At 72.7% G+C, this 24,831-nt stretch carries 23 protein-coding genes and 2 pseudogenes; 13 read left to right on the top strand and 12 right to left on the bottom strand.

The features are described from left to right. Nucleotides 1–39 precede the first annotated feature (39 nt). The gene (gene glgX, locus ABD374_RS29130; protein WP_344499161.1) at nucleotides 40–2,157 is read left to right on the top strand and encodes a glycogen debranching protein GlgX; all 2,118 of its coding nucleotides are present in this window, start codon (nucleotides 40–42) and stop codon (nucleotides 2,155–2,157) included. A 63-nt stretch (nucleotides 2,158–2,220) separates the two neighbouring features. Here glgX and ABD374_RS29125 read toward each other — a convergent pair. Both ABD374_RS29125 and ABD374_RS29120 read right to left on the bottom strand, forming a co-directional pair. Continuing rightward, a pseudogene (locus tag ABD374_RS29125) lies at nucleotides 2,221–2,433 on the bottom strand (MFS transporter); the annotation flags it as partial. After that, nucleotides 2,400–3,305 carry an MFS transporter gene (locus ABD374_RS29120; protein ID WP_344499159.1) on the bottom strand — a complete coding sequence of 302 codons (906 nt, stop codon included), beginning with the start codon at nucleotides 3,303–3,305 and terminating at the stop codon, nucleotides 2,400–2,402. The gene ABD374_RS29120 and the pseudogene ABD374_RS29125, both read right to left, overlap by 34 nt. Before the next feature lie 143 nt (nucleotides 3,306–3,448). Between ABD374_RS29120 and treY the strand changes: the two genes are divergently transcribed. After that, nucleotides 3,449–5,860, top strand: coding sequence for a malto-oligosyltrehalose synthase (treY, locus tag ABD374_RS29115; protein WP_344499157.1), 2,412 nt, complete (start codon nucleotides 3,449–3,451; stop codon nucleotides 5,858–5,860). Nucleotides 5,861–5,868: 8 nt separating this feature from the next. Then, on the top strand, nucleotides 5,869–6,285 hold the full coding sequence (locus ABD374_RS29110) for a hypothetical protein (RefSeq protein WP_344499155.1): 417 nt from the start codon (nucleotides 5,869–5,871) through the stop codon (nucleotides 6,283–6,285). A gap of 73 nt (nucleotides 6,286–6,358) precedes the next feature. On the opposite strand, the gene ABD374_RS29105 is transcribed toward ABD374_RS29110, so the two are convergent. Next, nucleotides 6,359–6,907 (bottom strand): DUF1707 and FHA domain-containing protein, encoded by a 549-nt coding sequence (locus ABD374_RS29105; protein WP_344499153.1) that lies wholly within the window; start codon nucleotides 6,905–6,907, stop codon nucleotides 6,359–6,361. Between the two features lie 203 nt (nucleotides 6,908–7,110). Between ABD374_RS29105 and ABD374_RS29100 the strand changes: the two genes are divergently transcribed. Together ABD374_RS29100 and treZ are read left to right on the top strand one after the other, a co-directional pair. Then, nucleotides 7,111–8,088, top strand: a complete 978-nt coding sequence (locus ABD374_RS29100) for a GNAT family N-acetyltransferase (RefSeq protein WP_344499151.1) — start codon at nucleotides 7,111–7,113, stop codon at nucleotides 8,086–8,088. Nucleotides 8,089–8,172: 84 nt separating this feature from the next. Beyond that, the gene (treZ, locus tag ABD374_RS29095) at nucleotides 8,173–9,930 is read left to right on the top strand and encodes a malto-oligosyltrehalose trehalohydrolase (RefSeq protein ID WP_344499149.1); all 1,758 of its coding nucleotides are present in this window, start codon (nucleotides 8,173–8,175) and stop codon (nucleotides 9,928–9,930) included. 92 nt (nucleotides 9,931–10,022) lie between these two features. Here treZ and ABD374_RS29090 read toward each other — a convergent pair whose 3' ends face one another. Together ABD374_RS29090 and ABD374_RS29085 are read right to left on the bottom strand one after the other, a co-directional pair. Beyond that, a complete protein-coding gene (locus ABD374_RS29090) occupies nucleotides 10,023–11,195 on the bottom strand; it encodes a M24 family metallopeptidase (protein ID WP_425577383.1) in 1,173 nt (390 codons plus the stop codon). A 4-nt stretch (nucleotides 11,196–11,199) separates the two neighbouring features. Then, complete coding sequence (locus tag ABD374_RS29085) at nucleotides 11,200–11,877, bottom strand: nucleoside/nucleotide kinase family protein (protein WP_344499147.1); 678 nt, start codon at nucleotides 11,875–11,877, stop codon at nucleotides 11,200–11,202. Between the two features lie 83 nt (nucleotides 11,878–11,960). Here ABD374_RS29085 and ABD374_RS29080 point away from each other — a divergent pair. Further along, nucleotides 11,961–12,116 (top strand): annotated as a pseudogene (locus ABD374_RS29080) (membrane dipeptidase); the annotation flags it as partial. 220 nt (nucleotides 12,117–12,336) lie between these two features. On the opposite strand, the gene msrB reads toward ABD374_RS29080, so the two are convergent. The 4 genes from msrB to ABD374_RS29060 form a co-directional block, all read right to left on the bottom strand. Further along, nucleotides 12,337–12,741 (bottom strand): peptide-methionine (R)-S-oxide reductase MsrB, encoded by a 405-nt coding sequence (gene msrB / locus ABD374_RS29075; protein ID WP_344499145.1) that lies wholly within the window; start codon nucleotides 12,739–12,741, stop codon nucleotides 12,337–12,339. A 15-nt stretch (nucleotides 12,742–12,756) separates the two neighbouring features. Further along, nucleotides 12,757–14,151 (bottom strand): UDP-N-acetylmuramate--L-alanine ligase, encoded by a 1,395-nt coding sequence (murC, locus tag ABD374_RS29070; RefSeq protein ID WP_344499143.1) that lies wholly within the window; start codon nucleotides 14,149–14,151, stop codon nucleotides 12,757–12,759. A gap of 42 nt (nucleotides 14,152–14,193) precedes the next feature. Beyond that, complete coding sequence (locus ABD374_RS29065; protein ID WP_344499141.1) at nucleotides 14,194–14,664, bottom strand: indole-3-glycerol phosphate synthase; 471 nt, start codon at nucleotides 14,662–14,664, stop codon at nucleotides 14,194–14,196. Between the two features lie 185 nt (nucleotides 14,665–14,849). Further along, complete coding sequence (locus tag ABD374_RS29060; RefSeq protein ID WP_344499139.1) at nucleotides 14,850–15,629, bottom strand: pyrimidine reductase family protein; 780 nt, start codon at nucleotides 15,627–15,629, stop codon at nucleotides 14,850–14,852. Between the two features lie 37 nt (nucleotides 15,630–15,666). On the opposite strand from ABD374_RS29060, the gene zapE reads away from it, so the two are divergent. The 4 genes from zapE to ABD374_RS29040 all read left to right on the top strand — a co-directional run bounded on the left by zapE (nucleotide 15,667) and on the right by ABD374_RS29040 (nucleotide 20,054). Then, on the top strand, nucleotides 15,667–16,764 hold the full coding sequence (zapE, locus tag ABD374_RS29055; RefSeq protein ID WP_344499137.1) for a cell division protein ZapE: 1,098 nt from the start codon (nucleotides 15,667–15,669) through the stop codon (nucleotides 16,762–16,764). 45 nt (nucleotides 16,765–16,809) lie between these two features. Further along, nucleotides 16,810–17,235, top strand: a complete 426-nt coding sequence (locus ABD374_RS29050; protein ID WP_344499135.1) for an OsmC family protein — start codon at nucleotides 16,810–16,812, stop codon at nucleotides 17,233–17,235. Between the two features lie 128 nt (nucleotides 17,236–17,363). Beyond that, entirely contained in the window at nucleotides 17,364–18,800 is a 1,437-nt protein-coding gene (locus ABD374_RS29045) for an alkaline phosphatase PhoX (RefSeq protein ID WP_344499133.1), read from the top strand. Nucleotides 18,801–19,175: 375 nt separating this feature from the next. Next, nucleotides 19,176–20,054 carry a polysaccharide deacetylase family protein gene (locus ABD374_RS29040; protein WP_344499131.1) on the top strand — a complete coding sequence of 293 codons (879 nt, stop codon included), beginning with the start codon at nucleotides 19,176–19,178 and terminating at the stop codon, nucleotides 20,052–20,054. Here the strand turns inward: ABD374_RS29040 and ABD374_RS29035 are convergent. From ABD374_RS29035 to ABD374_RS29025, 3 genes are all read right to left on the bottom strand, one after another. Continuing rightward, nucleotides 20,041–20,601, bottom strand: a complete 561-nt coding sequence (locus ABD374_RS29035; protein ID WP_344499129.1) for a GNAT family N-acetyltransferase — start codon at nucleotides 20,599–20,601, stop codon at nucleotides 20,041–20,043. The genes ABD374_RS29040 and ABD374_RS29035 overlap by 14 nt on opposite strands. A gap of 43 nt (nucleotides 20,602–20,644) precedes the next feature. Then, on the bottom strand, nucleotides 20,645–20,782 hold the full coding sequence (locus tag ABD374_RS29030; RefSeq protein ID WP_344499127.1) for a hypothetical protein: 138 nt from the start codon (nucleotides 20,780–20,782) through the stop codon (nucleotides 20,645–20,647). Nucleotides 20,783–20,875: 93 nt separating this feature from the next. Continuing rightward, nucleotides 20,876–21,553 carry an AIM24 family protein gene (locus ABD374_RS29025; RefSeq protein WP_344499125.1) on the bottom strand — a complete coding sequence of 226 codons (678 nt, stop codon included), beginning with the start codon at nucleotides 21,551–21,553 and terminating at the stop codon, nucleotides 20,876–20,878. A gap of 86 nt (nucleotides 21,554–21,639) precedes the next feature. On the opposite strand from ABD374_RS29025, the gene ABD374_RS29020 reads away from it, so the two are divergent. The 3 genes from ABD374_RS29020 (at nucleotide 21,640) to ABD374_RS29010 (ending at nucleotide 24,824) form a co-directional block, all read left to right on the top strand. Further along, nucleotides 21,640–22,392: a peptidyl-tRNA hydrolase gene (locus ABD374_RS29020; protein ID WP_344499122.1), complete on the top strand. Its 753-nt coding sequence runs from the start codon at nucleotides 21,640–21,642 to the stop codon at nucleotides 22,390–22,392. A gap of 155 nt (nucleotides 22,393–22,547) precedes the next feature. Next, nucleotides 22,548–23,333, top strand: coding sequence for a DUF4142 domain-containing protein (locus tag ABD374_RS29015; RefSeq protein WP_344499306.1), 786 nt, complete (start codon nucleotides 22,548–22,550; stop codon nucleotides 23,331–23,333). Between the two features lie 90 nt (nucleotides 23,334–23,423). Next, nucleotides 23,424–24,824: an MbnB/TglH/ChrH family RiPP precursor modification enzyme gene (locus ABD374_RS29010; protein WP_344499120.1), complete on the top strand. Its 1,401-nt coding sequence runs from the start codon at nucleotides 23,424–23,426 to the stop codon at nucleotides 24,822–24,824. The last annotated feature ends 7 nt before the right edge of the window (nucleotides 24,825–24,831 follow it).

Raw genomic sequence — 24,831 nt, 5'->3', positions numbered from 1 at the left:
CCCCGCAGCACCCGGATCAGAAGTGGAAGAGTCGATCGCATGCAGGTCTGGCCGGGAGAGGCTTACCCACTCGGCGCCACGTACGACGGCGCCGGGACCAATTTCGCTGTCTATTCGGAGGCCGCCGACCGGATCGAGTTGTGCTTGCTGCACGACGACGGTTCGGAGACGGCGGTGGAACTGCGCGAGTCCGACGCGTTCGTACGCCATGCCTTCCTGCCCGGCATCATGCCGGGCCAGCGCTACGGCTACCGGGTCCACGGTCCGTACGCCCCGCAGGAGGGCAAGCGGTGCAACTCCGCCAAGCTGCTGCTGGACCCGTACGCGCGGGCCATCAGCGGGGAGGTCGACTGGGGCGAGGCGGTGTACGGCTACCACTTCGGGAAGCCGGACTCGCGCAACGACCTGGACTCGGCGCCGCACACGATGGCCTCGGTGGTGGTCAACCCGTACTTCGACTGGGGTGACGACCGCCCGCCGCGCACGGACTACCACCGCACGATCCTCTACGAGGCCCATGTGAAGGGCCTCACGATGATGCACCCCGACCTCCCCGAGGAGCTCCGGGGCACGTACGCGGCGCTGGCGCATCCCGCGATCATCTCGCACCTGACGGAACTGGGCGTGACCGCTCTCGAGTTGATGCCGGTGCACCAGTTCGTCAACGACCACCGGCTGGCCGACGCGAACCTGAGCAACTACTGGGGCTACAACACCATCGGTTTCTTCGCCCCGCACAACGCGTACGCCTCGTGGGGCGACCGGGGCCAGCAGGTCCTGGAGTTCAAGACCGCCGTACGGGCGCTGCACCGGGCGGGCATCGAGGTCATCCTCGACGTCGTCTACAACCACACGGCGGAGGGCAACCACCTGGGCCCCACGCTCTCCTTCCGCGGTCTGGACAACGCCTCGTACTACCGTCTCGCCGACGATCCCCGGTACTACATGGACACCACGGGGACCGGGAACTCCCTCCTCATGCGCTCGCCGCACGTACTCCAGCTGATCATGGACTCGCTGCGGTACTGGGTGACGGAGATGCACGTCGACGGCTTCCGCTTCGACCTGGCGGCGACGCTGGCCAGGCAGTTCCACGAGGTGGACCGGCTGTCGTCCTTCTTCGACCTGGTGCAGCAGGACCCGGTGGTCAGTCAGGTGAAGCTGATCGCCGAGCCGTGGGACGTGGGCGAGGGCGGCTACCAGGTGGGGAACTTCCCGCCGCTGTGGACCGAGTGGAACGGGAAGTACCGGGACACCGTGCGGGACCTGTGGCGCGGTGAGCCCCGGACGATCGCGGAGTTCGCGGGGCGGCTGACGGGCTCGTCGGACCTGTACCAGGACGACGGCCGCCGGCCGCTCGCGTCGATCAACTTCACCACCTGCCACGACGGTTTCACGCTGGCCGACCTGGTCTCGTACAACGACAAGCACAACGAGGCCAACGGCGAGGGCAACCGGGACGGCGAGAGCCACAACCGGTCCTGGAACTGCGGGGTGGAGGGTGAGACGGACGATCCCGCGATCCTGGAGCTGCGCGCCCGCCAGATGCGCAACTTCATCGCGACGCTGATGCTGTCGCAGGGCGTGCCGATGCTGTCGCACGGCGACGAGTTCGCGCGGTCGCAGGACGGCAACAACAACGCCTACTGCCAGGACAACGAGCTGTCGTGGGTCCACTGGCCGGAGAAGGGCGACGAGGAGGGCTCGCTCCACGCCTTCACGCGCGCGATGGTGTGGCTGCGGCGGGACCACCCGGTCTTCCGGCGCAGGCGCTTCTTCCACGGACGGCCGGTGGAGGGCACGCACGACGACCTGTCGGACATCGCGTGGTTCACGCCGGACGGCAAGGAGATGGCCCAGCGGGACTGGCAGGCGGCCCACGCCAAGGCGCTGACGGTCTTCCTGAACGGTCACGCCATCTCGGAGCCGGGGCCGCGCGGTGAGCGGATCTCGGACGACTCCTTCCTGCTGATGTTCAACGCGAGCGCCGAGGAGCTGGAGTTCGCCGTTCCGGTCAACCACGGGAAGCAGTGGCAGGTGGTGGTCGACACGGCCCAGCCGGACGGAGTCCCTCCGGGGAGCGGTGCCAAGGTGGGGGCGGGTGAACGGGTCACGTTGATCGGGCGCAGTCTGGTGGTGCTGCAGCGCCCGGCTTAGCGTCTCGGCCCTCCTCCCGGCCGTTGCGGGAGTGATGGGGGCGGTCCACGCCAGTACGGCGCAGAGCGTGGCCGCCACCACCGCGACGGCGAAGACCGCGGGCGCCCGGCCGTCCTCCGCGAGGCGCCCCGAGAGGGCCGGCGCCAGGGCCTGGCCTCCGACTGTGCCGCTCGTCAGGAAGGCCATGGCCTCCGCCGGCCTGTTCCCGGGAACGATCCGTTCGGTCAGCCCGCAGATCGTGATCAGGTGCGGGGCGTACGCGACGCCGAGGACCACGACGACGGCGTACAGCGCCCCAGGGACTCCACGGACAGCAGCGGGACGGAGAGCACGACCAGGGCGGCCGTCGCGGCGCGCCGGCGCGCCGGCGGGCCGTCAGGGTGATCCTGGCCGGTACCGCTGCCACGGCGAGCCCCGCGGCCGCGCTCATGACGCCCATGGCCGCGTAGACGAGCCCGGCCTGCTCCGGCCGGCCGAGCCGCTCGGTGAGCGCGGTGATGCCGGCCTGGGACGCGCCGAACATGGCGCCCTGGAGCACCGTCGCGGTGCGCGGCGCGTACACCGCGCCGGGCAGGCTCGTGCGTACGGTGGATGCCGTGCGGGACGCGGAGCGTACCCGGGACGCCGTCGGATGCCCAGGTACCGCAGACGGCGAGGAGCGCGGCGGCCACGAGCAGCGCGGCGGCGGGGTGCGCGAGGGCCGCCGCGAGACCGACCAGGGCGGGGCCGAGGACGAACGACGCCTCGTCGAGCGTTCCCTCGAACGACAGGACGGCGCCGACGAGCCGTTCGTCGGCACCGCTCCTGCGGGCGAGCGCGACCGATCGCGTACGCGCCATCGGGCCGACCTGGGAAACGCTCGCTCCGGCGAGCGCGCCGACGAGCGCGAGCGGGAGCGTACCGACGCGGCCGAGGGCGGCGATCACGAGAGCGGTGACGGCGACCGCGTCGACGAGGGCGGCGGTCAGGACGACGGTGCGCTGTCCGTGACGGTCCGCCACCCGGCCCAGCAGCGGCCCGCCGGCCGTCCGGCCCGCCGCGAGCGCGCCGCCGACCAGGCTTGCCGTGGTGAGGCTGCCGCTGGTCTCGGCGACCAGCAGGCTGCCGGGCTGACACATGGCGGTCGGCAGCCTGCCGAGGAACGACACGCGGGCAGCACGGGCCCGGTGAGGGAGACGACCTCGCGGTACGTGTGCAGGGTTCCCGGCATCGGACGAACGTAATACCGGGTCATCACACGGACGCATGGGCCGATGACACAGAAGCCCTCAATGCGGGTACGTACGTTCGCATGACGCCCACCGCCACCTATCGTCTGCAGCTCCATTCCGACTTCCCCTTCTCGGCCGCCGAGGAGGCGGTGCCCCATCTGGCCGCACTCGGGGTCTCGCATCTGCACCTGTCCCCCGTGCTCGAAGCCGTGCCGGGCTCCCGGCACGGGTACGACGTCGTCGACCACGCGCGCGTGCGGGCCGAACTCGGCGGCGAACAGGGCCTGCGCGCGCTGTCCCGCACGGCCCGCGCGCACGGCCTGGGGCTGATCCTGGACATCGTGCCGAACCACATGGCCGTACCGGCTCCGGAGAGCCTGAACAGGCCCCTGTGGGAGGTGCTCAAAGAGGGGCCCGCCTCGCCGTACGCCCGGTGGTTCGACATCGACTGGGGAGCGGGCGGGGGCAAGGTCCTCCTGCCCGTGCTGGCGCACCGGATCGGCGACGAGCTGGAGGGGCTGACGGTCGACGGGGACACCCTGCGCTACTACGAGCACGTGCTGCCGCTGCGCGAGGGCACCGCGGGGCTGCCGCTGCCCGAGCTGCTGGACGCCCAGTGGTACCGCCTCTCCTGGTGGCGGCTGGCGCGGACCGAGCTGAACTACCGGCGCTTCTTCACCATCTCGGAGCTGATCGGCGTCCGGGTGGAGGATCCCGAGGTGTTCGCCGCCTCGCACGCGAAGATCCTGGAGCTGGTGCGGGACGGGGTGGTGGAGGGACTGCGGATCGACCATCCGGACGGGCTCGCCGATCCCGAGGCGTACCTGCGGCGTCTGGGTGAGGCGGTCGAGGGCCGCTGGACGGTCGTGGAGAAGATCCTGACCGGTCCCGAGCGGCTGCCGGCCACGTGGCCGGTCGCGGGAACGACGGGTTACGACGCGCTGTACCGGATCGACGGGCTGTTCACCGATCCGGCCGGCGCCGACGAGCTGACCGGTCGCTACCGTGATTTCGCGAACCCCCCCGGGGACCGCGGCGGCTCCTGGGAAGCGACCGTACGACGGTCGGCGTACAAGGTGCTCACCCATGAACTGGCCGCCGAGACCGGTTTCCTCGTCCGTACGGCCGAGCGGATCTGCGCCGCCGATCCCGCCCTGCGCGACTACGCTCCCTGGGCGCTGCGCACAGCCGTACGGGAACTGCTGGTGCGCGTTCCCGTGTACCGCCCTTACGTGACGGCGGGCGGGCCCTGTCCCGAGAGCGCCGAGGCCGCTGTTCCGGTGGAGGCGGTACGGCAGGCGAAAGCGGCGTTCGCGGTGCCGGAGGAGGCGGCGGCCGTCGATCTGGTGCGCGATCTGGCGCTGGGGAAGCTGGGCGGGGGGCCGGACCGCGCCGCGTTCTGCGCGCGGTTCGCCCAGACGGCCTCGGCGCTGCGCGCCAAGTCGGTGGAGGACACGGCCTTCTACCGGTACACGCCGCTGATCTCGGCGAACGAGGTGGGCGGCGATCCGGGGGCGCCCGGAGTGAGCCCGGCGGACTTCCACGCCTTCTGCACGCGTCTGGCGCGCGACTGGCCGGCGACCGGCACCGTGCTGTCCACGCACGACACGAAGCGCAGCGCGGACGTGCGGGCCCGGATCGCGGTGCTCTCCGAGTGTCCGCAGCGGTGGTCCCTGCTGCTGGACCGACTGGCCGGGGCCGGGGTGCTCGCCCCCGACCCGCATCTGGCGTGGACGGCGTGGCAGACGGCCCTCGGCTTCGGGGAGCCCGACGGGGAGCGGCTGGCGGCCGCGCTGCTGAAGTCCGTACGGGAGGCGGGGCTGCACACCAGCTGGACCGAGCAGGACGCGGCGTACGAGCAGGCGGTGGCCGACTTCGTGGCGGCGGGCCCCGCGGGGCCGCCGTTCGAGGCGGTGGCGGAGTTCGCGCGGGAGCTCGGACCGTACGTACGGGCCAATGTGCTCGGGGCCGCGCTGCTGCATCTGACGATGCCGGGGGTGCCGGACCTCTACCAGGGCACGGAGCGGGAGTTCCGCGCCCTGGTGGACCCGGACAACCGGCGTCCTGTCGACTTCACGCCCTCCGCCGCGGACGGCGACGGCCTGTCCGGGCTGTCCGGGCTGTCCGGGCTGTCCGGGCTGTCCGCGGAGAAGTACGCCGTCACGGTGGCCGCGCTGGGGCTGCGCAGCGGGCGCCCCGAGGTCTTCGGCGAGTCGGGTACGTACGCACCGCTCACGGCCGTGGGCCCGGCGGCCGACCACTGTGTGGCGTTCTGCCGTTCGAGTGAGACCGTCACGGCCGTCACCCGGCTGTCGTTGCGGCTCGCGGAGGCGGGCGGCTGGCGGGACACGGAACTGGTACTGCCGGAGGGCCGGTGGACGGATGTGCTGGAGCCGCAGGGGCGGGGGTTCTCGGGAACGGTGCGGATGGCGGAGCTGTTCGCGACGCGTCCCGTGTCGCTGCTGACCCGCACGGGGCGGGAGGAACCGTAGGAGCGGGCGTGTCCGGCGGGGCTTTCCCCCGCCCGACCCTTCCCGGACGGCCCGGGGCGCTGCCCCGGGCCGGCGGATTTCTCGGCGTACGGGACGGGGAGGGCCGGCATCGCCGTACGCCCGTCCTGCGAGGCGCGCGGCTGCGGCGCAGTGGCACCGTCCTGTTCGATCCGCAGGTCCCGGTGCTCGCGCTGGGCGGCCCCGGTCTGTTCCGGCAGCGCGCCGGCGTCCTCCCCGGCGGTCTCCTCGGCGCCGCGCAGGGTGACGGCGACCATGAGCGCGGGGCCGTCCGCCGCGGCCTTCGGCGCGGCGACGGGGACGACCGCGGGGAGGGCCTCCGTCTGCCGCTGTACGGCGCGCGCGGCGTCCTCGGCGGCAGCTGCCGTCCTCGGCACCGAACTTGCCGTTCCCGTGCTCCGCCGTGATCAGCACCCGCTCGACGGGCGCGGGTGTGAGGCCGGTGCCGGCGGCGACGGACTCGGCCCGGCCGGCCTCGGTTCAGCGCGCGGCGAGCCGGAAGAGCATCTGTCCGAAGCTCACCTGGTCCCCCTCCCGCACCAGGACCGTCCCCGTCACCCGGCGCCCGTTGACGGACGTCCCGTTGGTCGAGCCGAGGTCGCGCAGGACCCACATGCCGTCCTGGACGTACAGTTCGGCGTGCACGCGCGAGACCGTGTCGTGGCTGAGCCGCAGTCCGTTCGCGGGATCGCGTCCGATCCTCAGGGGGTACGGTCCCGGCTCGGGGAACAGCAGCTTCGGCAGCCGCTCCGACTGCCACGCCCTGCGCAGCCGCACCGTGAACGCCGACGCCCACTCCACCGCGCGGAACAGCCCCTGCGACCACCGGCCCTCGGTCTCCAGATCGGCGGTGAGCACGGCCAGTTCGTCGGACCTGCGGGCGACGAGGGCGAGTTCCATCCGGCGCATGAAGGTGTCGTGCGACAGCTTGCCCTGCGCCGCGCCCTCCCTGAGCCTCCCGAGAACACTGTCGCGCTCGGCGTCGGAAGGCCGGGCGGGATACGCGGGGAACTCGAAGGAGGACGTCACAGAGGTGATTGTCGGGCCGACCGAGCGCAGGTGTCCAGGAGAACGGTCGTCCCGTACGACCTGACCTGCGCGGACCTGCTCCACAGGGACGCTGCCGAGTCGTCACCGGGCTGCTGCCGGGCGGGCGCCGGGTCATCGCCGGGCCCGGTCCGATGATCATTGTTACTGTCTGCGGACTCACCCACCACATACCGGGGGACGGCTTGACCGCCATACCGCAGGACCAGGGCCAGGGCCAGGGCCAGGAACTGACCGTACGACCGCTCGCGGGACCGGAGGAGCTCGGTCTCTTCCGCGAACTCGCGTACGTCCTCGACCACGAACTCGACGACGACCTCGCCACCGGCCGCCGCCGTCCCGAGTGGATGTGGGTGGCGCTGCGCGGCGGCCGGGTGCTGGCTCGCGCTTCCTGGTGGACCTCCAGGCCCGGCGAACCGCCGTGCGCCCTGGACTTCTTCGACCTGGACGACACGCTGCCCGAGCCCGAGCGCGGCGAGATCGGCCTGCGCCTCCTGGAGACGGCGTCGGCCGCCGTTCTCCCGGCCGGCGCGCCGCGTCCCGAGTACGGCAGGTTCGTTCCGCCCGACTGGCACGACGACGCGGTGGCCCGCGATGTGGTCGAGGCACGGATGAACGTCCTGGAGAGGACCGGCGCGCGGCTGCTCGTCGAGCGCCTGCGTCTCGAATGGCGCCCCGGCACCCCGGTGCCCGAGCCCACCGGCCGGCTGACGTTCCGGCCCGCGGACGACCAGGAGGAGCTCATCGCGCTGATGACGCTGGTCCTGGAGGGCACCCTCGACGCGCACAGCCGGGCCGACCTGGCGTCGGGTCTCGGCGCGCGGGAGGCCGCCGAGCTGCAGTTCGAGGAGGAGTTCGCGGGGTGCGCGTCGCCGCGCGCGTGGTGGCGGATCGCCGGACTCCCCGGCGGCGGCCCCGTCGGATTCGTCATTCCGGCCCGCAACAACTACCACCACACCATCGCGTACATCGGTGTCGTGCCGGCCCACCGCGGCCACGGCCACATCGACGACCTCCTGGCCGAGGGCACGCGCGTTCTCGCCGCCCAGGACGTGCCCCGCATCCGTGCGGCGACGGACCTCGCCAATGTTCCGATGGCCAAGGCGTTCGAGCGCGCCGGGTACGTCAATTTCGAGCGCGCGGTCAACATGACGTGGAGCTGACGACGCGGAGCTGACGATTTACCGGCGGATCATGCCCGTCTGGCGCACCATGGGTGGCGGCATCGTCGACGAGAGGGGCCGCCAGTGCTGTTCGAGGTGTGGGCGCCGAAGGCCGAGCGGGCAGAGCTCCGGCTGGCGGGCGGAACGTACGCCATGGAGCGCGATCCGGCACGCGAAGGATGGTGGACGGCCGAGGCCGACGCGGGCGCGGGCGCGCGCTACGGCTTCTGCCTGGACGGCGGTCCCGTACTGCCCGACCCGCGCTCGCGCCGCCAGCCGGACGGTCCCGACGGCCTCAGCGCCGTCGTGGACCACAACGCCCACGAGTGGCGGACGCCCTGGCCGGGCGGCACTCCGCTGGCGCATGCGGTCCTCTACGAGCTGCACGTCGGTACGTACACCCCCGAGGGCACCTTCGACGCCGCCGCGCGGCGGCTCGGTCATCTGGCGGAGCTGGGCGTCACCCATGTCGAGCTGATGCCCGTCTGCCCGTTCCCCGGAACGCACGGCTGGGGGTACGAGGGGGTGTCGCTGTGGGCCGTGCACGAGCCGTACGGCGGTCCCGAAGGGCTCAAGCGCTTCGTCGACACGGCGCACGGCCTCGGTCTCGGCGTCGTGCTCGACGTCGTCCACAACCACCTCGGCCCCTCCGGCAACTACCTGCCCCACTTCGGCCCGTACTTCACGGACACCCACCACACGCCCTGGGGTTCGGCGGTCAACCTCGACGCGCCCGGGTCCGACGAGGTACGCGCGTACCTGCTCGGCAGCGCGCTCGCCTGGCTGCGCGACTACCGTCTCGACGGGCTGCGGCTCGACGCGGTCCACGCCCTCGCCGACACGCGCGCGCTGACCTTCCTCGAAGAACTGTCCGCGGCCGTCGACACGCTCTCCGCCGAGGTGGGCAGGGCGCTCTTCCTGATCGCCGAGTCCGACCAGGGGGACCCGCGCACGACCGCTCCGCGCGAGTCGTGGGGGCTGGGTCTGCACGCTCAGTGGAACGACGATTTCCACCACGCCCTGCACACCGCTCTGACCGGTGAGTCCCAGGGGTACTACGCCGACTTCGCCCGCGCCCCCCTCGGCGCGCTCGCCAAGACACTGACCCAGGTGTTCTTCCACGACGGTACGTACTCGACGTTCCGGGGACGCGTTCACGGGCGTTCCGTGGACCGCGCGAGAACCGCCGCGCACCGCTTCCTCGGTTACGCCCAGACCCACGACCAGATCGGCAACAGGGCCCTGGGGGACCGGCTTTCCGCCACCCTCTCCCCCGGGCTGCTCGCCTGCGCCGCCACACTGGTCCTCACCGGTCCGTACGTCCCGATGCTCTTCATGGGCGAGGAGTGGGCGGCCCGCACCCCCTGGCAGTTCTTCACCGACCACACCGACCCGCAGCTCGCGCAGGCCGTACGGGAGGGCAGGAGGCGCGAGTTCGCCGCGCACGGGTGGGCGGCGGAGGACATCCCGGACCCGCAGGACCCCCGTACCAGGGAGCGCTCCTGTCTGGACTGGTCCGAGCAGGAGAACGAGCCGCACGCGCGCGTGCTGGCCTGGTACCGCGAGCTGATCGCGCTGCGCCGGGAGCGGCCCGACCTCTGCGACCCCGACCTGGTGGCGGTCAAGGTCGCGTACGACGAGAGCGCGCGCTGGCTGGCGTACCGGCGCGGCGACATCCGCGTCGCGGTGAACCTGTCGAAGGAGCCCGTCACGATCGGCCTCGGCCGCAACGGGCGCAGCGCCGTACTGGCGGCCTGGGAGCCGGCCGACGCGCCGGGCCCCGACGGGCTGCTGCGCCTGCCGCCCGAGTCCTGTGTCGTACTGGGCCCGGACGCCACCTGACCTCCCGCCCGCCGCGGCGCACACGGCCACGCCAGCGGCTGGACACCGACTGGCGCCGGCCGAGCATCTGCCGGAGCCGGCCGGCGGCGGTCTCAGTCGACGACGGCCATCTCGCGCGCGGTGGTGTTGAAACGGCGCCCGCCGTCCTCCGTGACGGTCACGATGTCCTCGATCCGCACGCCGAAGCGTCCGGGGAGGTAGATGCCGGGTTCGACGGAGAAGCACATGCCGGGTACGAGCGGCTGCCGCTCGCCCTCGATCATGTACGGCGGTTCGTGCGTGGTCACGCCGATGCCGTGTCCGGTGCGGTGGATGAACCGCTCGCCGTACCCGGCCCCGGTGATGACCGCGCGCGCCACCCGGTCCACCTCCTGGCAGGCGATCCCGGGCCGCACCGCCTCGAACGCCGCCTGCTGCGCCTGGCGTACGACGTCGTGGACGCGCTGCTCCTCGGCGCTCGGGGCACCGACGTGGACCGTACGGGAGGTGTCGGAGCCGTAACCGTCCTTGAGGCCGCCGAAGTCGAGGACCACCATGTCGCCCTGCTCGATGACGCGCTCGCCCGCCTCGTGGTGCGGACTGGCGCCGTTCGGCCCGCTGCCGACGACCGTGAAGTCCACCTGCTCGTGCCCGGACTCCGTGAGGAGACGAGCCAGTTCCGCGGCCACCTCCGTCTCGCGCCGCCCGGAGAAGCGGACCTTGACGATCTCCTCGTACGCCGCGTCCGCGGCCGCGCCCGCCGCTTCGAGACGGGCCAGCTCGGCCGCGTCCTTGACGGCCCGCAGCATGGGCAGGGCGGCGGTCAGCGACACGTACGAGGTGCCCGGCAGCGTCTGCTGGAGGCCGAGCAGGTGCATCGCCCAGGTGCTGTCGCTGACCGCGAAGCAACCGCCGGCGTCGAGGAACGGGGCGGCGACCGCGTATGGGTCCTTGCCGTCCGTCCAGTCGCACAGGGTGAGCGCGGCGGCTCCCGCGGCCCGTTCGGCGTCCGGCGCCTCCAGGGTGGGCACGACGAGTACCGGGTCCTGTTCCGCGGACAGGACGAGCAGTGTCAGCCGTTCGGTGGCGGCGGTGGGGCGGTAGCCGGTGAGGTGGACCAAGTCGGGCCCGGGGGCGACGAGTACGCCGTCCAGACCGGCGTCGGCGGCCGACCGGGCCGCGCGGGCCATGCGGGCGCGGTAGTCGTCGGCGGTGAAGGGCGCGGGCACGAACGCGGAGGCGGACGAGGCGGCGGAGACGGAGGCGGACGAGGCGGCGGAGGACATGGCCTCATCCTGCCCGGCGCCCGGTGGCCTCGCTACCCGGTTGCGGGGCGGCGCCCGGGGCGAAGGCGACGACCAGGTCGGCGCGGTCTCGGCCGGGAGCGACCAGGCGGGCGTTCGCCTCGTCCGAGGCGTGGACGAAGTGCTCGGCGGCCGGGCGGGGCTTGCCGAACCGTTCGTGCCGGTCGACGAGACGGCGTACCCGCTCGTCTCGGTCGAGTTCCAGGAACCACGCCTCGTCGAGCAGCTCCCGCACGCGCGCCCAGGGCCCCTCGTCGAGCAGCAGGTAGTTGCCCTCGGTGACGACCAGCGGTACGTCCCGCGGGCCCGGCACCGCGATGCTGCCCGCCACGGGCTCCTCGGCCGTCCGGTCGAACGCGGGTGCGTAGACGACGGTGTCCGGCGCCTCGGGAGAGCGCAGCCTGGCCAGCAGGGCGGCGTAACCGGTGGCGTCGAAGGTGTCGGGGGCGCCCTTCCTGTCCGTACGCCCGAGACGTTCCAGCTCGGCTCCGGCGAGGTGGAACCCGTCCATGGGGACGAGTACGGCCAGTCCGCCGAGGCGGTCGACGAGGTGCGCGGCGAGCGTGGACTTGCCGGCCCCCGGCGCCCCGGCGATACCGAGGACGCGGCGGCGGCCGGGGACGGCGAGACGGCGGGCGCGGTCGACGAGGCGGTGCGGTTCCATGCGGGCCATTGTCCCGGTGGAGCCCTCCCGTCCGTCCCGAAACCCGTGTACAGGACCGTCTGCCGCCCGTAGCATCCGGCCACGTGTCCTGCCGCGAACTGCACCACCGCGCCGTAGTCGCCGATGCCCGCAACGACCTGCTCCTGGCGGTCACCGCCCGGCCGCCGCGACGCTGGGCGGGCTTCTTCCGCGAGCGGTGGCTGCCGCGGTTGCGCGAGGGCGGCGTGGACCTCCAGGTCGGGACTCGCCGGAAGACTCCGTGAGCCTGTTGCGGCGGATGCGGGGAGCAGAGGACAAGCAAGGGCCCCCGGCTCGCCCTCTCCCCCGCCGCCTGGGCCGGCTTCGTCCCGTACGCCGCCCGGGCCGACCGGACCTGATACGCCGACGCGCCCCGCACCACCGGATCGTCTCCGGGGCACGGGGCGCGTCGGCGTATCAGGTCCGGTCGGGCGCCGGGCGTCAGGCGTCGGGGGTCAGCCGCAGCGAGATCGAGTTGATGCAGTACCGCTGGTCCGTCGGGGTCGGGTAGCCCTCGCCCTCGAAGACGTGGCCCAGGTGCGAGCCGCACTTCGCGCAGCGGACCTCCGTGCGGACCATGCCGTGGGAGGTGTCCGAGATCAGCTCGACCGCGTCCGTGTCCTTCGGGTCGTAGAACGACGGCCAGCCGCAGTGCGACTCGAACTTCGTGTCCGAGCGGAACAGCTCGGCGCCGCACGCCCGGCAGGAGTAGACGCCGGTCGCCTTGGTGTCCGTGTACTCACCGACGAAGGCGGGCTCCGTGCCGGCCTGACGCAGGACGGCGTACTCGGCGGGGGTCAGTTCCGCTCGCCACTGCTCGTCGGTCTTCTCGACGTCGTACGACATGCTGCGCTCCCTCAGTCAGTTCGACAGGCGGTCGAGGATCTGCGGACCGAGGTCCGTCACGTCGCCCGCGCCCATGGTGAGAACGAGATCGCCCGGCCTCGTCATTCCCGCGATCACGTCCGGGACCGCCGCCTGGTCGGAGACCGGCGTCACGTCGGCGCCCGCCGCACGCGCCGCGTCGATGATGAGCGTGCTGGTGATACCGGGGATCGGGTCCTCGCGCGCCGGGTAGATGTCGAGGACGACCGAGGCGTCCGCGAGGGCCAGGGCCCGGCCCATCTCGGTGCCCAGCTCCTGGGTGCGGGAGAAGAGGTGGGGCTGGAAGACGACCAGGAGACGGGCGTCGGACGCCGCGCCGCGCATGGCTTCCAGGTCGGCGGTCATCTCGGTCGGGTGGTGGGCGTACGAGTCGATGACCTGCACGCCGTTCGCCTCGCCCTTGAGCTGGAGGCGGCGCTTGACCCCGGTGTACTTGCCGAGGGCCGAGGCGAGGTTGTGCGCCGGGATGCCGAGCGCTGCGCCCGCCGCCAGGGCGGCTACCGCGTTGTGGGCGTAGTGGCTGCCGGGGACCGAGACCGTGAAGGTGAGGTAGCGGCCGTCGAGGACGACCGTGACCTCGCTGGTCAGGCCGCGCGGGGTGACCTTGTGGACGCGTACGTCGGCCGACGGGGAGTCGCCGTACGTGACGATCTTCAGGGTGGAGAGGTCGCGGAGGCGGGAGGCCAGTTCCACGGCACCGGGCTGGTCCGCGGAGATGACGAGGGTGCCGCCGGGGACGACCTTGCCGACGAAGGTCTCGAAGGAGTCGTAGATCTCGTCCATCGAGGCGTAGTTCGCGTGGTGGTCCAGCTCGACGTTGAGGACGATCGCGACCTCGGGGTCGTACTTCTGGAAGCTGCGGTCGCTCTCGTCCGCCTCGGCGACGAAGATGTCGCCGGCGCCGTGGCGGGCGTTCGTGCCGGGGCCCTCCAGGTCGCCGCCGATGGCGTACGACGGGTCCAGGCCCAGCTCGGTCAGGGCTACGGCCAGCATCGAGGTGGTCGTCGTCTTGCCGTGCGTGCCCGCGACGGCGATGGCGCGCGCGCCGCCCATCAGCGAGGCCAGCGCGTCGGAGCGGTGCACGACGGGGACGTCCAGCTCGGCGGCGCGGACCAGCTCCGGGTTGTCGGGGCGGATGGCGCTGGAGACGACGACGCAGGTCGCGTCGGGGGCCAGGTGCTCGGCGGCGTGGCCGATGTGGACCGTGGCGCCCAGCGCGCGCAGGGATTCGGCGGTGGCGGACTCGCGTGAGTCGCTGCCCGCGACCCGGGCGCCGCGCTGGGCGAGGATCTTCGCGATCCCCGACATTCCGGCGCCGCCGATGCCGATGAAGTGCGGTCGGTCCATGGCGGTGGGAAGGCCGGGTGCCATACGTATGTCTCCCAAAGTGTGACGTGTGAGCGGTGCCCCAGCCTATTCGTTGTGGGAGAAGAGCTTGAGCACCGGTACGCCGACCTTGTGACGGGCCCGCGAGGCCCAGTCCCGGTGGAAGAACTCCTCGACGTAGTGCGGCGCGGTCAGGACGATCACCTCGTCGGCCCCCGTCTCGGCCACGACCGACTTCAGGAGGTCCAGGGGATGCTCGGCGACGACCTGGCCCACGGCCTCGTGCCCCCGGGCGCGCAGCGTCTCCAGGGTCTTCTCCAGACCGCGCTCCGCGAGGGGCTTCGCCTCCTCGCCTCTGGGCTTGTCGGGCTCGCGGACCGCTTCGTCGACCCTGCCCAGCGCCACGTCGTCGATGGCGCGCAGGAGCACGTCCGCCTGGTCGCCGCGGGGCTGCATCAGGACGACGAAGGAGACGCCTTCGTCACCGTGAAGGGTGCTGACGAATTCCACGTCGACGGACGACAGGGGCTTCTCGATCATCAATACGCTCGTGAACACGACGGGCGCCCTTCTCTTCTTCTTGGGCTCTTCTTCTTGGGACGGCGCTTTCGGGCGGCGCCGTCGGCCCCCTGCGGAAACCATCCTTCCCGGTGCCCGCAAGGGGTCTGCGTAAGCACGCGAGCAGGCACGTGAAGTAAGCATGCCCGGCCGAAACTGGACAGAATGGCACATTCCGCCAATTGTCAGATCCGACGGTACTGGGTGAAAAGGAACCCGGCCTCTTCCAGCACGGACGCCAGTGCGAACCGTTCCGGAACCGCCACCCCCGGCCCGTCCGCGATCCGCTGCGCGCGGCCGGCCGTGAGCACGGGCGAGACGGTGAGGCAGAGCTCGTCGAGCACTCCGGCCGTGATGAACTGCGCGAGCAGCCGCGGCCCGCCCTCGGTCAGCAACCGGGTCAGCCCCCGCTCCGCCAGCGCCTCCACCGCGCGCGGCGGATCCACCGCCGCGCCGTCCCCCGCGACCAGGACCTCGGCCCCGGCCTCCCTGGCCGCGCGGATCCCGTCGAGGGGCGCCGCGGCGCCGGTCAGCACCAGGGTGGGGACGAGGGGCGACGTGAAGAGCGGGAGGGAGAAGTCGAGGTTCAGGCTCGCGCTGACCACCGCGATCGCGGGCGCGGGGCCCTGTCCCGCCGCCGCCCTGCGCGCCGCGAAGGCCTCGCGCGCGCGGGCCGGCCGGTACCCCTCCAGGCGTACCGTTTCCGCGCCGACGACCACCACGTCGGCGAGCGCCCGCAGCGTGCCGAAGATCCGCATGTCGGTGTCGGAGGAGATCGGCTGCGAGCGGCCCTCGTGCTGGGCGGCCCCGTCGAGCGAGGAGACCATGTTGGCCCGCAGCCAGGCTCCCGACGGGCCGCGCTCCTTCGGGTACGCGTAGGCGTCGGCCAGCGCGTCGAGTCCCCACTCGCCTTCGGCGGAGGCGGCGGAGACTGTCTCGTCGGTCACAGGGAACAGGCGTCGCATGTCGTGCAGTGTGGCACGGAGCCTAGACTTGAGCCCCGTGTCGTCCTCCACCGCCGCTCATGGGTCCGCTCCCATAGCCGAAGCGGCCCCCCTGTCCCTGTGCGCACGCGAGCCGCACGTCCCCGCCGACCGCCTGGTCGCCGAGATGGTGCCGCCGCCGCGCTTCGACTCGGTGCGCTTCGATACGTACGTACCGGACCCGGACCAGCCGAGCCAGACCGAGGCGGTCAGGGTGCTGAGCGCCTTCGCGGCCGGTCTCGGCGGGGCCGAGGCGGCCGGCGGGGGCAAGCGGCGCTGGTTCGGTCTCGCGAAGAAGCCCGCCGCGCCCGCCGCGCCGCGCGGCGTCTACCTCGACGGCGGGTACGGCGTCGGCAAGACCCACCTCCTCGCCTCCCTCTGGCACGCCACGCCCGCGCCCCGCGAGCTCAAGGCCTTCGGCACCTTCGTGGAGCTGACGAACCTGGTCGGCGCGCTCGGCTTCCAGCAGACCGTGCGGACGCTGAGCGGGCACCGTCTGCTGTGCATCGACGAATTCGAGCTCGACGACCCGGGCGACACGGTGCTGGTCTCCTCGCTGCTGCGCAGGCTCGTCGAGGCGGGTGTAGCGCTCGCCGCCACCTCCAACACCCTGCCCGGCAAGCTCGGCGAGGGCCGCTTCGCCGCCGTCGACTTCCTGCGCGAGATCCAGGGCCTGTCGGCCCACTTCCGGCCGCTGCGCATCGACGGCGAGGACTACCGCCACCGCGGGCTGCCCGAGGCGCCTTCGCCGTACTCCGACGCGGAGGTCACCAAGGCGGCGTACGCCACCGAGGGAGCCAGCCTCGACCGCTTCCCCCTGCTGCTCGACCACCTCGCCAAGGTCCACCCGAGCCGGTACGGGGCGCTCACGGACGAGGTGCGGGCGGTCTGTCTGACCGACGTGCGTGCGGTGCCCGACCAGTCGACGGCGCTGCGGCTCGTCGTGCTCGCCGACCGGCTGTACGACCGGGAGGTGCCGGTGCTGGCCTCCGGGCTGCCGTTCGACCGGCTGTTCAGTGAAGAGATGCTGAACGGCGGCTACCGGAAGAAGTACTTCCGGGCGATCTCCCGGCTGACCGCGCTGGCGCGCGACGCGAAGGGCCTGATCTCCCAGTAGGTTTGGCCTGGATCTGGATCACCATCCACGAGAAGGGCTTTCGACATGGCTGCAACGCGTCAGGCACACACCGTCTGGGAAGGCGACCTGTTCAAGGGCACGGGCACCGTGACCTTCGATTCGTCGGGCATCGGCGAGTACCCCGTCTCCTGGCCGGCCCGTACCGAGGAGCCGAACGGCAGGACCAGCCCCGAGGAGCTGATCGCCGCCGCGCAGTCCAGCTGCTACAACATGGCGTTCTCCAACGTGCTCGCCAAGGCCGGCACCCCCCCGACCCGCCTCGACACCAAGGCCGAGGTCACCTTCGTGCCGGGCGAGGGCATCACCCGCGTCCACCTCACCGTGCAGGGCGAGGTGCCGGGCATGGACGAGGCCGACTTCGTCAAGGCGGCCGAGGAGGGCAAGGCGAACTGCCCGGTCAGCCAGGCGCTGGCGGGCACGACGATCACGCTGAGCGCGTCGCTCGTCTGATCTGGGGCCGGTGCGGCCGACGGACGCGCCGGTCGAGGTGTTGTGGCCCGCATGGTTCACGCGAGATCACTTGCGTGGTACACACGTGCGGGTCACAACGTTCCTGTCCGCCAGCAGGGAGTTACCTCATGACCTCATCGCCCGCGTCATCCGCGCCCTCCACCCCCTCCGCACCCTCCGCGTCACGCCGTCACGTGCTGGCCCGCACGGGCGCCCTGGGTGTGGGCATCGCCTTCGCCGGGTCGCTTTCGGAGATCTTCGCCGGTACCGCCGCCGCCGGGGAGCTGGGCCGCAGCGGCTACGGACCGCTCGTGCCCGACCCGGCCGGGCTGCTCGATCTGCCCGAGGGCTTCCGCTACAAGGTCCTCTCCCGCGAGGGCGGCCGGCTGCGCTCGGGCGAGGGCAGGGTCCCCTCGAACCACGACGGGATGAGCGCCTTCAGAGGCCACCGCGGCCGCGTCCATCTCGTCCGCAACCACGAGAACCGGCACACCGCCAGGATCGGCGTCCCGACGGTCGAGGGTCTGACCTACGACCCGGCCGCCAAGGGCGGCTGTACGGTCCTCGCCCTGGACGGCCGCAACAACGTCCAGGGCGAGCGTGTCGGCATCGCCGGTACGGCCGTGAACTGCGCGGGCGGGCCCACCCCCTGGAACACCTGGCTCACCTGCGAGGAGAACGAGGACAAGGCCGGCACCAACGGCTACACCAAGGACCACGGCTTCATCTTCGAGGTCGACCCGGCCGACCCGCACCGCACCGGCGCCGTCCCGCTCACCGCGATGGGCCGCTTCCAGCACGAGGCGATCGCCGTCGACCCGAAGAGCGGCATCGTGTACGAGACCGAGGACGCGTTCGACCGGCCCTTCGGCCTCTTCTACCGCTTCCTGCCCGAGAAGCCGCTGGGCGGCACCGGTTCGCTGCGCGCGGGCGGCGCGCTGGAGGCGATGCGCGTTCCGGGCGTAGCCGACCTGTCGGCGGTCCAGGAGACCGGCGCGAGCTTCGGCGGCGTCGAGTGGGTGCCCGTGCCGGATCCGCTGGCGGAGAAGACCCCGATCCGGCTCCAGGACTTCGGCCGGAAGGGCGTCACGCACGCCCAGAAGCTGGAGGGCTGCTACTGGGGCGACAAGGCGGTCTACTTCGTCTCCAGCTTCGCGCGCAGCTCGGAGGGGTCGGCGGCGGACCACTTCGGGCAGGTGTGGAAGTACGAGCCCCACAAGCGGCGCCTCACCCTGGTCGTGGTCTTCGGCCCGAGCACGGACATCCGGCTGCCCGGCGAGTCCCCCGACAACATCTGCCTCGCGCCCCGGGGCGGCCTGATGGTGTGCGAGGACGGCAACGGCGCGCAGCACGTGTACGGGCTGACGAAGCGCGGCGAGGTGTACGCGATGGCGCGCAACCGGCAGGAGATCACATCGGCCGCTGCCGCGGCGGGCGGTACGCCCGAGGAGCCGGAGTGGGGCGAGTTCGCGGGCGTCACCTTCTCGCCGGACTGCTCGACGATGTACGTGAACTGCTACACGCCGGGCACGACGTTCGCCGTGACGGGCCCGTTCGGCGGCTGAGCCGGACGGAGGCAGGGTGCGCGGCGGGCGCCCCGGGCGGCCCACCGGGTGATTCCCGGCCCCAGGACCTGCCGGGGCGGGCCCGGCCCGACGGCCCGCCCTCCGGACAGCACGAGCAGGGTTTCGGTGCGGCTCGCGACCAGGCGCAGGTCGTGGCTGATGAGGACCAGGGCGAGGCCACGGCCTCCTGGCCCGGCCGCTGGGGCTCGACACGCTCGGCATCCGGCTCGGGCTGCTCTCACGGGCCTGGCCACCAGCGCCGTGCTGCTCCTGCGCCGGTACGCCAGTTCTCCCGGCGCCCGATCCGGCACCCGTTCGGCAGTAGCGCCCGTGTAGCAGCCGGAAACCTGACTGATCATCGTATATTTTCCGTCAGTGATCATTTTTGTACGGAGACTGGCCACAGCGGTCGCACTCGGCGCGACTCTCGCCGGGTGCGGCAGCGGCATCGGCAGCAGCGGGACACGGGGCGCGCTCGCCACCCAGCCGCCGCCCTCGGCCCCGGCCTCCGCCTCCGGGCGGCCCGCCCCCGCCCCGTCACCGGAGCGGGCCGCGCCGCCCACCCTCGCGGCGGGCCCCGGCGGTCTCACCCCCGTCTTCGAACGCGCCCTCGACACCCGTACCAAAACCGTCGCGCTGACCTTCGACGCCGACATGACGGCGGGCCAGGGCCCACGGGCCGCGGGCGGCGAGCGCTTCGACAACCCCGCCCTGATCGCCTCGCTGCGCAGACTGAAGGTGCCGGCGACGGTCTTCATGACGGGGCGCTGGGCGGAGGAGTACCCGGACCAGGCACGCTCCATCGGGCGGGACCCGCTCTTCGAGATCGCCAACCACTCGTACAGCCACCACGCCTTCGCCTCCCCCTGCTACGGCCTGCCGACGGTCTCCGCGCGGCAGATGTCCACCGACGTGGAGCGCGCCTTCACCGCGTTCCGCGAGGCGGGAGCGCGCAACGTCGTCCCGTACTTCCGTTTCCCCGGCGGCTGTTACGACGACGGGGCCCTGCGCGCACTGGCCCCGGCGAAGGTGACGGCGGTCCAGTGGGACGTGGTGAGCGGCGACGCGTTCGCGCGCGACGGGGAAGCGGTGGCCGAGCAGGTCCTGGCGGGTGTGCGGCCGGGCTCGGTGGTGGTGATGCACTGCACGCGCAGCGCGGCGCCGGTGACCGAGCAGGCGGTCCTGCGGATCGTGCCGGAGCTGCGCGAGCGCGGCTACCGCTTCGTGAAGGTGTCCGAGCTCATGAAGCGCTGAGGGGGAGGGAGCCGGGAGGACGGGCCGGTGCTTCGTACAGCGTCTCCATGCCGTCCTCCTCGTCCCACAGTTCGCCGACCTCCGTGAAGCCGAAGCCGGCGATGGTGGCCAGGGACGCCACGTTGTCGGGCCGGACCGACGCCCGGACCGTGGTCACGCCCGGCTCGGCGGCGGCCCGGCGCAGCAGTTCGGTGAGGGTGGCCCTGGCGTATCCCCGGCGGCGGAAGGCGGGGTCGACGGCGTAGCCGACCTCGACCATGCCCCGGTCGTCGGGCGGTCCGTGGAATCCGCCGTGCCCGACGACGGCGCCGCCGGGCCCGCACACCGCGAGCCGCCCGCACCAGTGCGCCCGCGCGGGGTCGCCGGCCATCTGCCCGAGGCGGTAGCGCCACAGCCACAACGCGCTGTCGGTCAGGAAGAAGCCGGTCAGGGCGGCCCCGGCCTCGGCGCTCGCGCCGGCCAGGTCACCGTCCAGCAGGGCGGTCATGACCGCCCCGTTCAATTCCACGAAGCTGATCCGCTGGTGCTGCCGGTCTCGATCGGTCACCGTGCGGATGATCCCGGGCACCCGGCGGCCCGTCCACCGGTTTTCACCCCGAGCAGGCCGTGCGCTGCGCCTCCTGCCACTCGCAGACGGGGCAGTGCACGACACCCTCGACCGACTCCGGGTACTCGGTCGGCTTCCGGCACAGCACGCATTCGGCGTACGGCGGGGTCTTCTCGTCCATGCGTACGAGCCTACTCAGCCGCACGGGAACCGGGGGCCGCCGGTGCCGTACCGGCGGCCGCCCCGACAGGTCTCCCGACGGGTCCCGGAGCCGTCAGCCGGACGTCGGCTTCTCGGACTTGAGCTCGCTCGGCCGGACGATGACGAAGCCGTCGCCCTGGAGCATCAGCTGGACCGCCTCGCCCGAGCCGCCCCGGATCATGGAGCCGACCGACTGCGAGCGGTGCAGCGACGTGTTGAGCTGGGCGCTCCAGCCCACCACCGCGTCGGTGTCGACGTACACCGGCTGCTGCTGGGTCACGGGGATCACGATGGGGCTGCCCTCGCAGATCACGGCGAGCTTGCCGTATCCGGTGAAGACGCTGTTGAAGAGGCCGCCGCCGGTCATGCCGGCGCCCTTCACCGTCTTGATCTCGTACGAGAGGGACGCGTCGAAGCACAGCACGTTGCGGCCGTTGACGGTGAGCGCGTCGCCCTGCTCGATGTCGACGACGAAGCAGTTCTGCGCCTCGTGCGCGAACCACGCCTCGCCCTGGCCGCGCACGGCCATCAGCGCCAGGCCCTCGCCGGTCACCGCGCGCTTGAGCATGCCGCCGACGCCCTGGCCCTTGCGCTCGAACTGGAGGTTGCCGCGGAAGGCGATCATCGAACCCTGCCGGGCGTGCATCTCGCCGTTGACGGCGTACTTCACCGACTTGGCGTTCTGGAGGGTCATCCCGGGGACCGTGGCCTGCTGCGCCATGTTCTCTGTGGCAAAAAGATCGCTCTTCATGCCGAGCATCCTCGCCCGGAGCCGTTGGTTCCGCCAAGCTGCCCGGGGAGGAGATGTCCCCCGGCCCGACTGGCAGACTGGGCCGGGTGAGCGACAACGACCTCCCCGAGACCCCCTGCACTCCCCTGCGGCACGAGCGGACGGCGCGCGACGAGGCCCCGCAGTTCGTGCTGCCCCTCGTCGTCCACATCGAGAAGGCCGTCCCGCCGGCCCGTACGGACGCCCTGGAGACCGCGGCCCGCGCGGTACTGGTGATGCTCTCCGACGAGCGGTCGCTGGGCGGGGGCGAATGGGCCGAGGTCATGCGGCTCTGGCAGGACGCCCGGATCCGCAAGGTGGTGCGGCGGGCGCGCGGCGCGGAGTGGCGCAAGGCGTCCGCGCTGCCGGGCATCACGGTCACGGGAAGCGCGGAGGCCGCGGGGAACGCGGCGGAGGTACGGGTCTTCCCTCCCGTGCCGCTGGACGGCTGGCCCAAGGAGCTGGCGAAGCTCCAGGTCTCGGGGACGGACCTGGACGACCCCGAGCCGCCCGCCCCGGCCCCTGCCGACGGCGCGGTGCTGTGGCTGAGTCCGGATCTGGACATGTCGGCGGGCAAGGCGATGGCGCAGGCCGGCCACGGGGCCCAGCTCGCCTGGTGGGAGCTGTCCGAGGTGGAGCGGAAGGCGTGGCAGGCCGCCGGTTTCCCGCTCGCGGTACGCACGTCCGGGGCCGGGCGGTGGCGGGAGCTCACCACGAGCGGGCTGCCGGTCGTGCGGGACGCGGGGTTCACCGAGATCGCGCCCGGCTCCTGCACGGTGGTCGCGGACCATCCGGCGCTGCGCCGGGCGCCGCGTCCCTGAACCGGGTTTCTCCCGTACGGCGGTGGTCGCCGGTGGTCGCCGCTGAACGCGTCGGATGCGTCACACGTACCCACGGATACCTGCAAGCAGATTGTCCGGCCGTCCGGCAGACGGTTGGTTCGACGGTGTCACGCATCGGCCCGGGAGACATCTTGTTGCGACGCATCAACGGAACAGCGCTCGTCATCGCGGCACTTGTCGCCACCATCGGCGCGCTCGCCTTCCCCCTCTGGTCCTACGCGGACCGCTCGGGCACCGGTCAGGCCAACCTGAACGCCTCCACGGTCGCGACCCGGTGGGGCCCGCTCTCCGCCACCGACCGGGATCTGCTGGTCAAGGTGCGGCTGGCGGGCCTGTGGGAGCTGCCCGCCGGACAGCAGGCGATCGAACGTGCCCCGAGCGAGGCGATGAAGGAGGCCGGCGACCACCTGGTCGTCGGCCACACCGACCTCGACAGACGGGTCCGTACGGTGGCCGCACAGCTCGGCGTACCGCTGCCCAACCAGCCCACCGAGCAGCAGCAGGGCTGGCTCAGGGAGCTGTCGGCGGCGAGCGGGCAGGAGTACGAGCGCAAGTTCGCCAACATCCTGCGGAACGCGCACGGCAAGGTCTTCTCCCTGATAGCCCAGGTCCGGCACACCACCCGCAACAGCCTCATCCGGCAGCTGGCGTCCGACTCCAACCAGACCGTCCTCGACCACATCACCATGCTGGAGGCCACCGGCCTGGTCGACTTCGACGCCCTGGCGAACGAGGCCGCGGGCACCGCCACCGCCAGTCCCTCGGGTCCCCCGCCGCCGGACGGCTCGGTCACGGTCCCGTCGGCCCCGCCGGCGGAGCCGACCGGTGACCGGACCTTCACCTCACGGCCCTCCGCGCGGCCGGAGGGCGAGTTCGGCGGCCCGGCGGTCAACACGGACCGCCCCGCCCCGTCGCCGTAACCTCAAATCAACCTCTGAACGTCCCCTCCCGCGGGTTCGGCGCCGCCCGCCGGGGCCATCACCCCTGCACGAAGCGGTGGAGGGGGAACCATGGAACGTCTCGGTACGGGGATCGGCTGGCGGCCGGAGATAGCTGACGCGGTGGAGCGGCTGCCCGGGGTCGACTGGGTCGAGGCGGTCGCGGAGAACCTCTGCCCCGGCCACCTCCCCGACTCCCTCCTCCGGTTGCGCGCACGCGGCACGCGGGTCATTCCGCACGGCGTCTCGCTGGGTCTGGGCGGCGCCGACCGTCCGGACGAGGGCCGGCTGGCGGACCTGGCGGCGACGGCCGAGGCCCTGGGGTCCCCGCTGGTCACCGAGCACATCGCGTTCGTACGGGCGGGCGGGCCCCTCACGGCGAGCCCGCGTCTGGAGGCGGGGCACCTGCTGCCGGTGCCGCGCACCTGGGACGCGCTCGACGTGCTGTGCGAGAACGTCCGGATCGCGCAGGACCGCCTGCCGGTGCCGCTGGCGCTGGAGAACATCGCGGCGCTGGTCAACTGGCCGGACGAGGACATGACGGAGGGTCAGTTCCTGGCGGAGCTGGTGGAACGGACCGGTGTCCGCCTCCTGATCGACGTGGCCAACCTGCACACCAACCACGTGAACCGGGGCGAGGACCCGTCGGCCGCGCTGGACGAGCTCCCGGTGGAGGCGATCGCGTACGTCCACGTGGCGGGCGGCGTCGAGAAGGACGGCGTCTGGCACGACACGCACGCCCATCCGGTGCCCCGGCCGGTCCTCGACATCCTGTCCGACCTCCGTTCGCGCACCGACCCCCCGGGCGTCCTCCTGGAACGTGACGACAACTTCCCGTCCCTGGAGGACCTGGCCGGGGAACTGACCGGGATCCGCACGGCCCTGGCGGCCCCGCGCCGCCTCGTGCCCGAACACCGGGCCCCCGGCCCGCCTGGCGGAGGCCGCGCCGAAGCCCCGGCGCGGCTCCGCCCCGCACGCGCCACCGACGGCGGTCCGGACGGCGACGGACCGAGTGCCGGCGGCCCGGAGTGCACCCCCGTACCCGCCCCCGCCTCCGCTCCCGCCCGCGCCCGTACGCACGTCGCGCTCGCGCAGGCCTCACTGCTCTCCGCGCTCGTGGCCGGGGCCCCGGCCCCCGCGGGGTTCGACGCCGCGCGCCTGCGGGTGCAGAGCCGCGCGCTCGCCGGCAAGCGGGCCGACGTCGTGGCCAAGGTCGCCCCGGAACTGCCGGAGATCCTCGGGCCCGGCTACCGTGCCGCGTTCCTCGCGTACGCCGCGTCCCGCCCCATGGCGTCCGGTTACCGGCGCGACGCGCTGGACTTCGCCGAGCACCTGCTGGCCACCGGCCGGCCCGGGGACGACGCCGCCCGCGGGCACCTGACCCACTGGTGGCAGGACCGGGCGGCCCCGCGCCCGCCTCGCCGTACGACCCGATTCGTCCGTGCGGCGCGTGCCGCACTCCTCAGGAAGTGACACGCCC

This window comes from Streptomyces enissocaesilis (assembly GCF_039533765.1).
GTDB classification, from domain to species: Bacteria; Actinomycetota; Actinomycetes; order Streptomycetales; family Streptomycetaceae; genus Streptomyces; species Streptomyces enissocaesilis.
The sequence above is the reverse complement of the archived record's forward strand: the minus strand, read 5'-3'. Positions and strand labels throughout refer to the sequence as shown.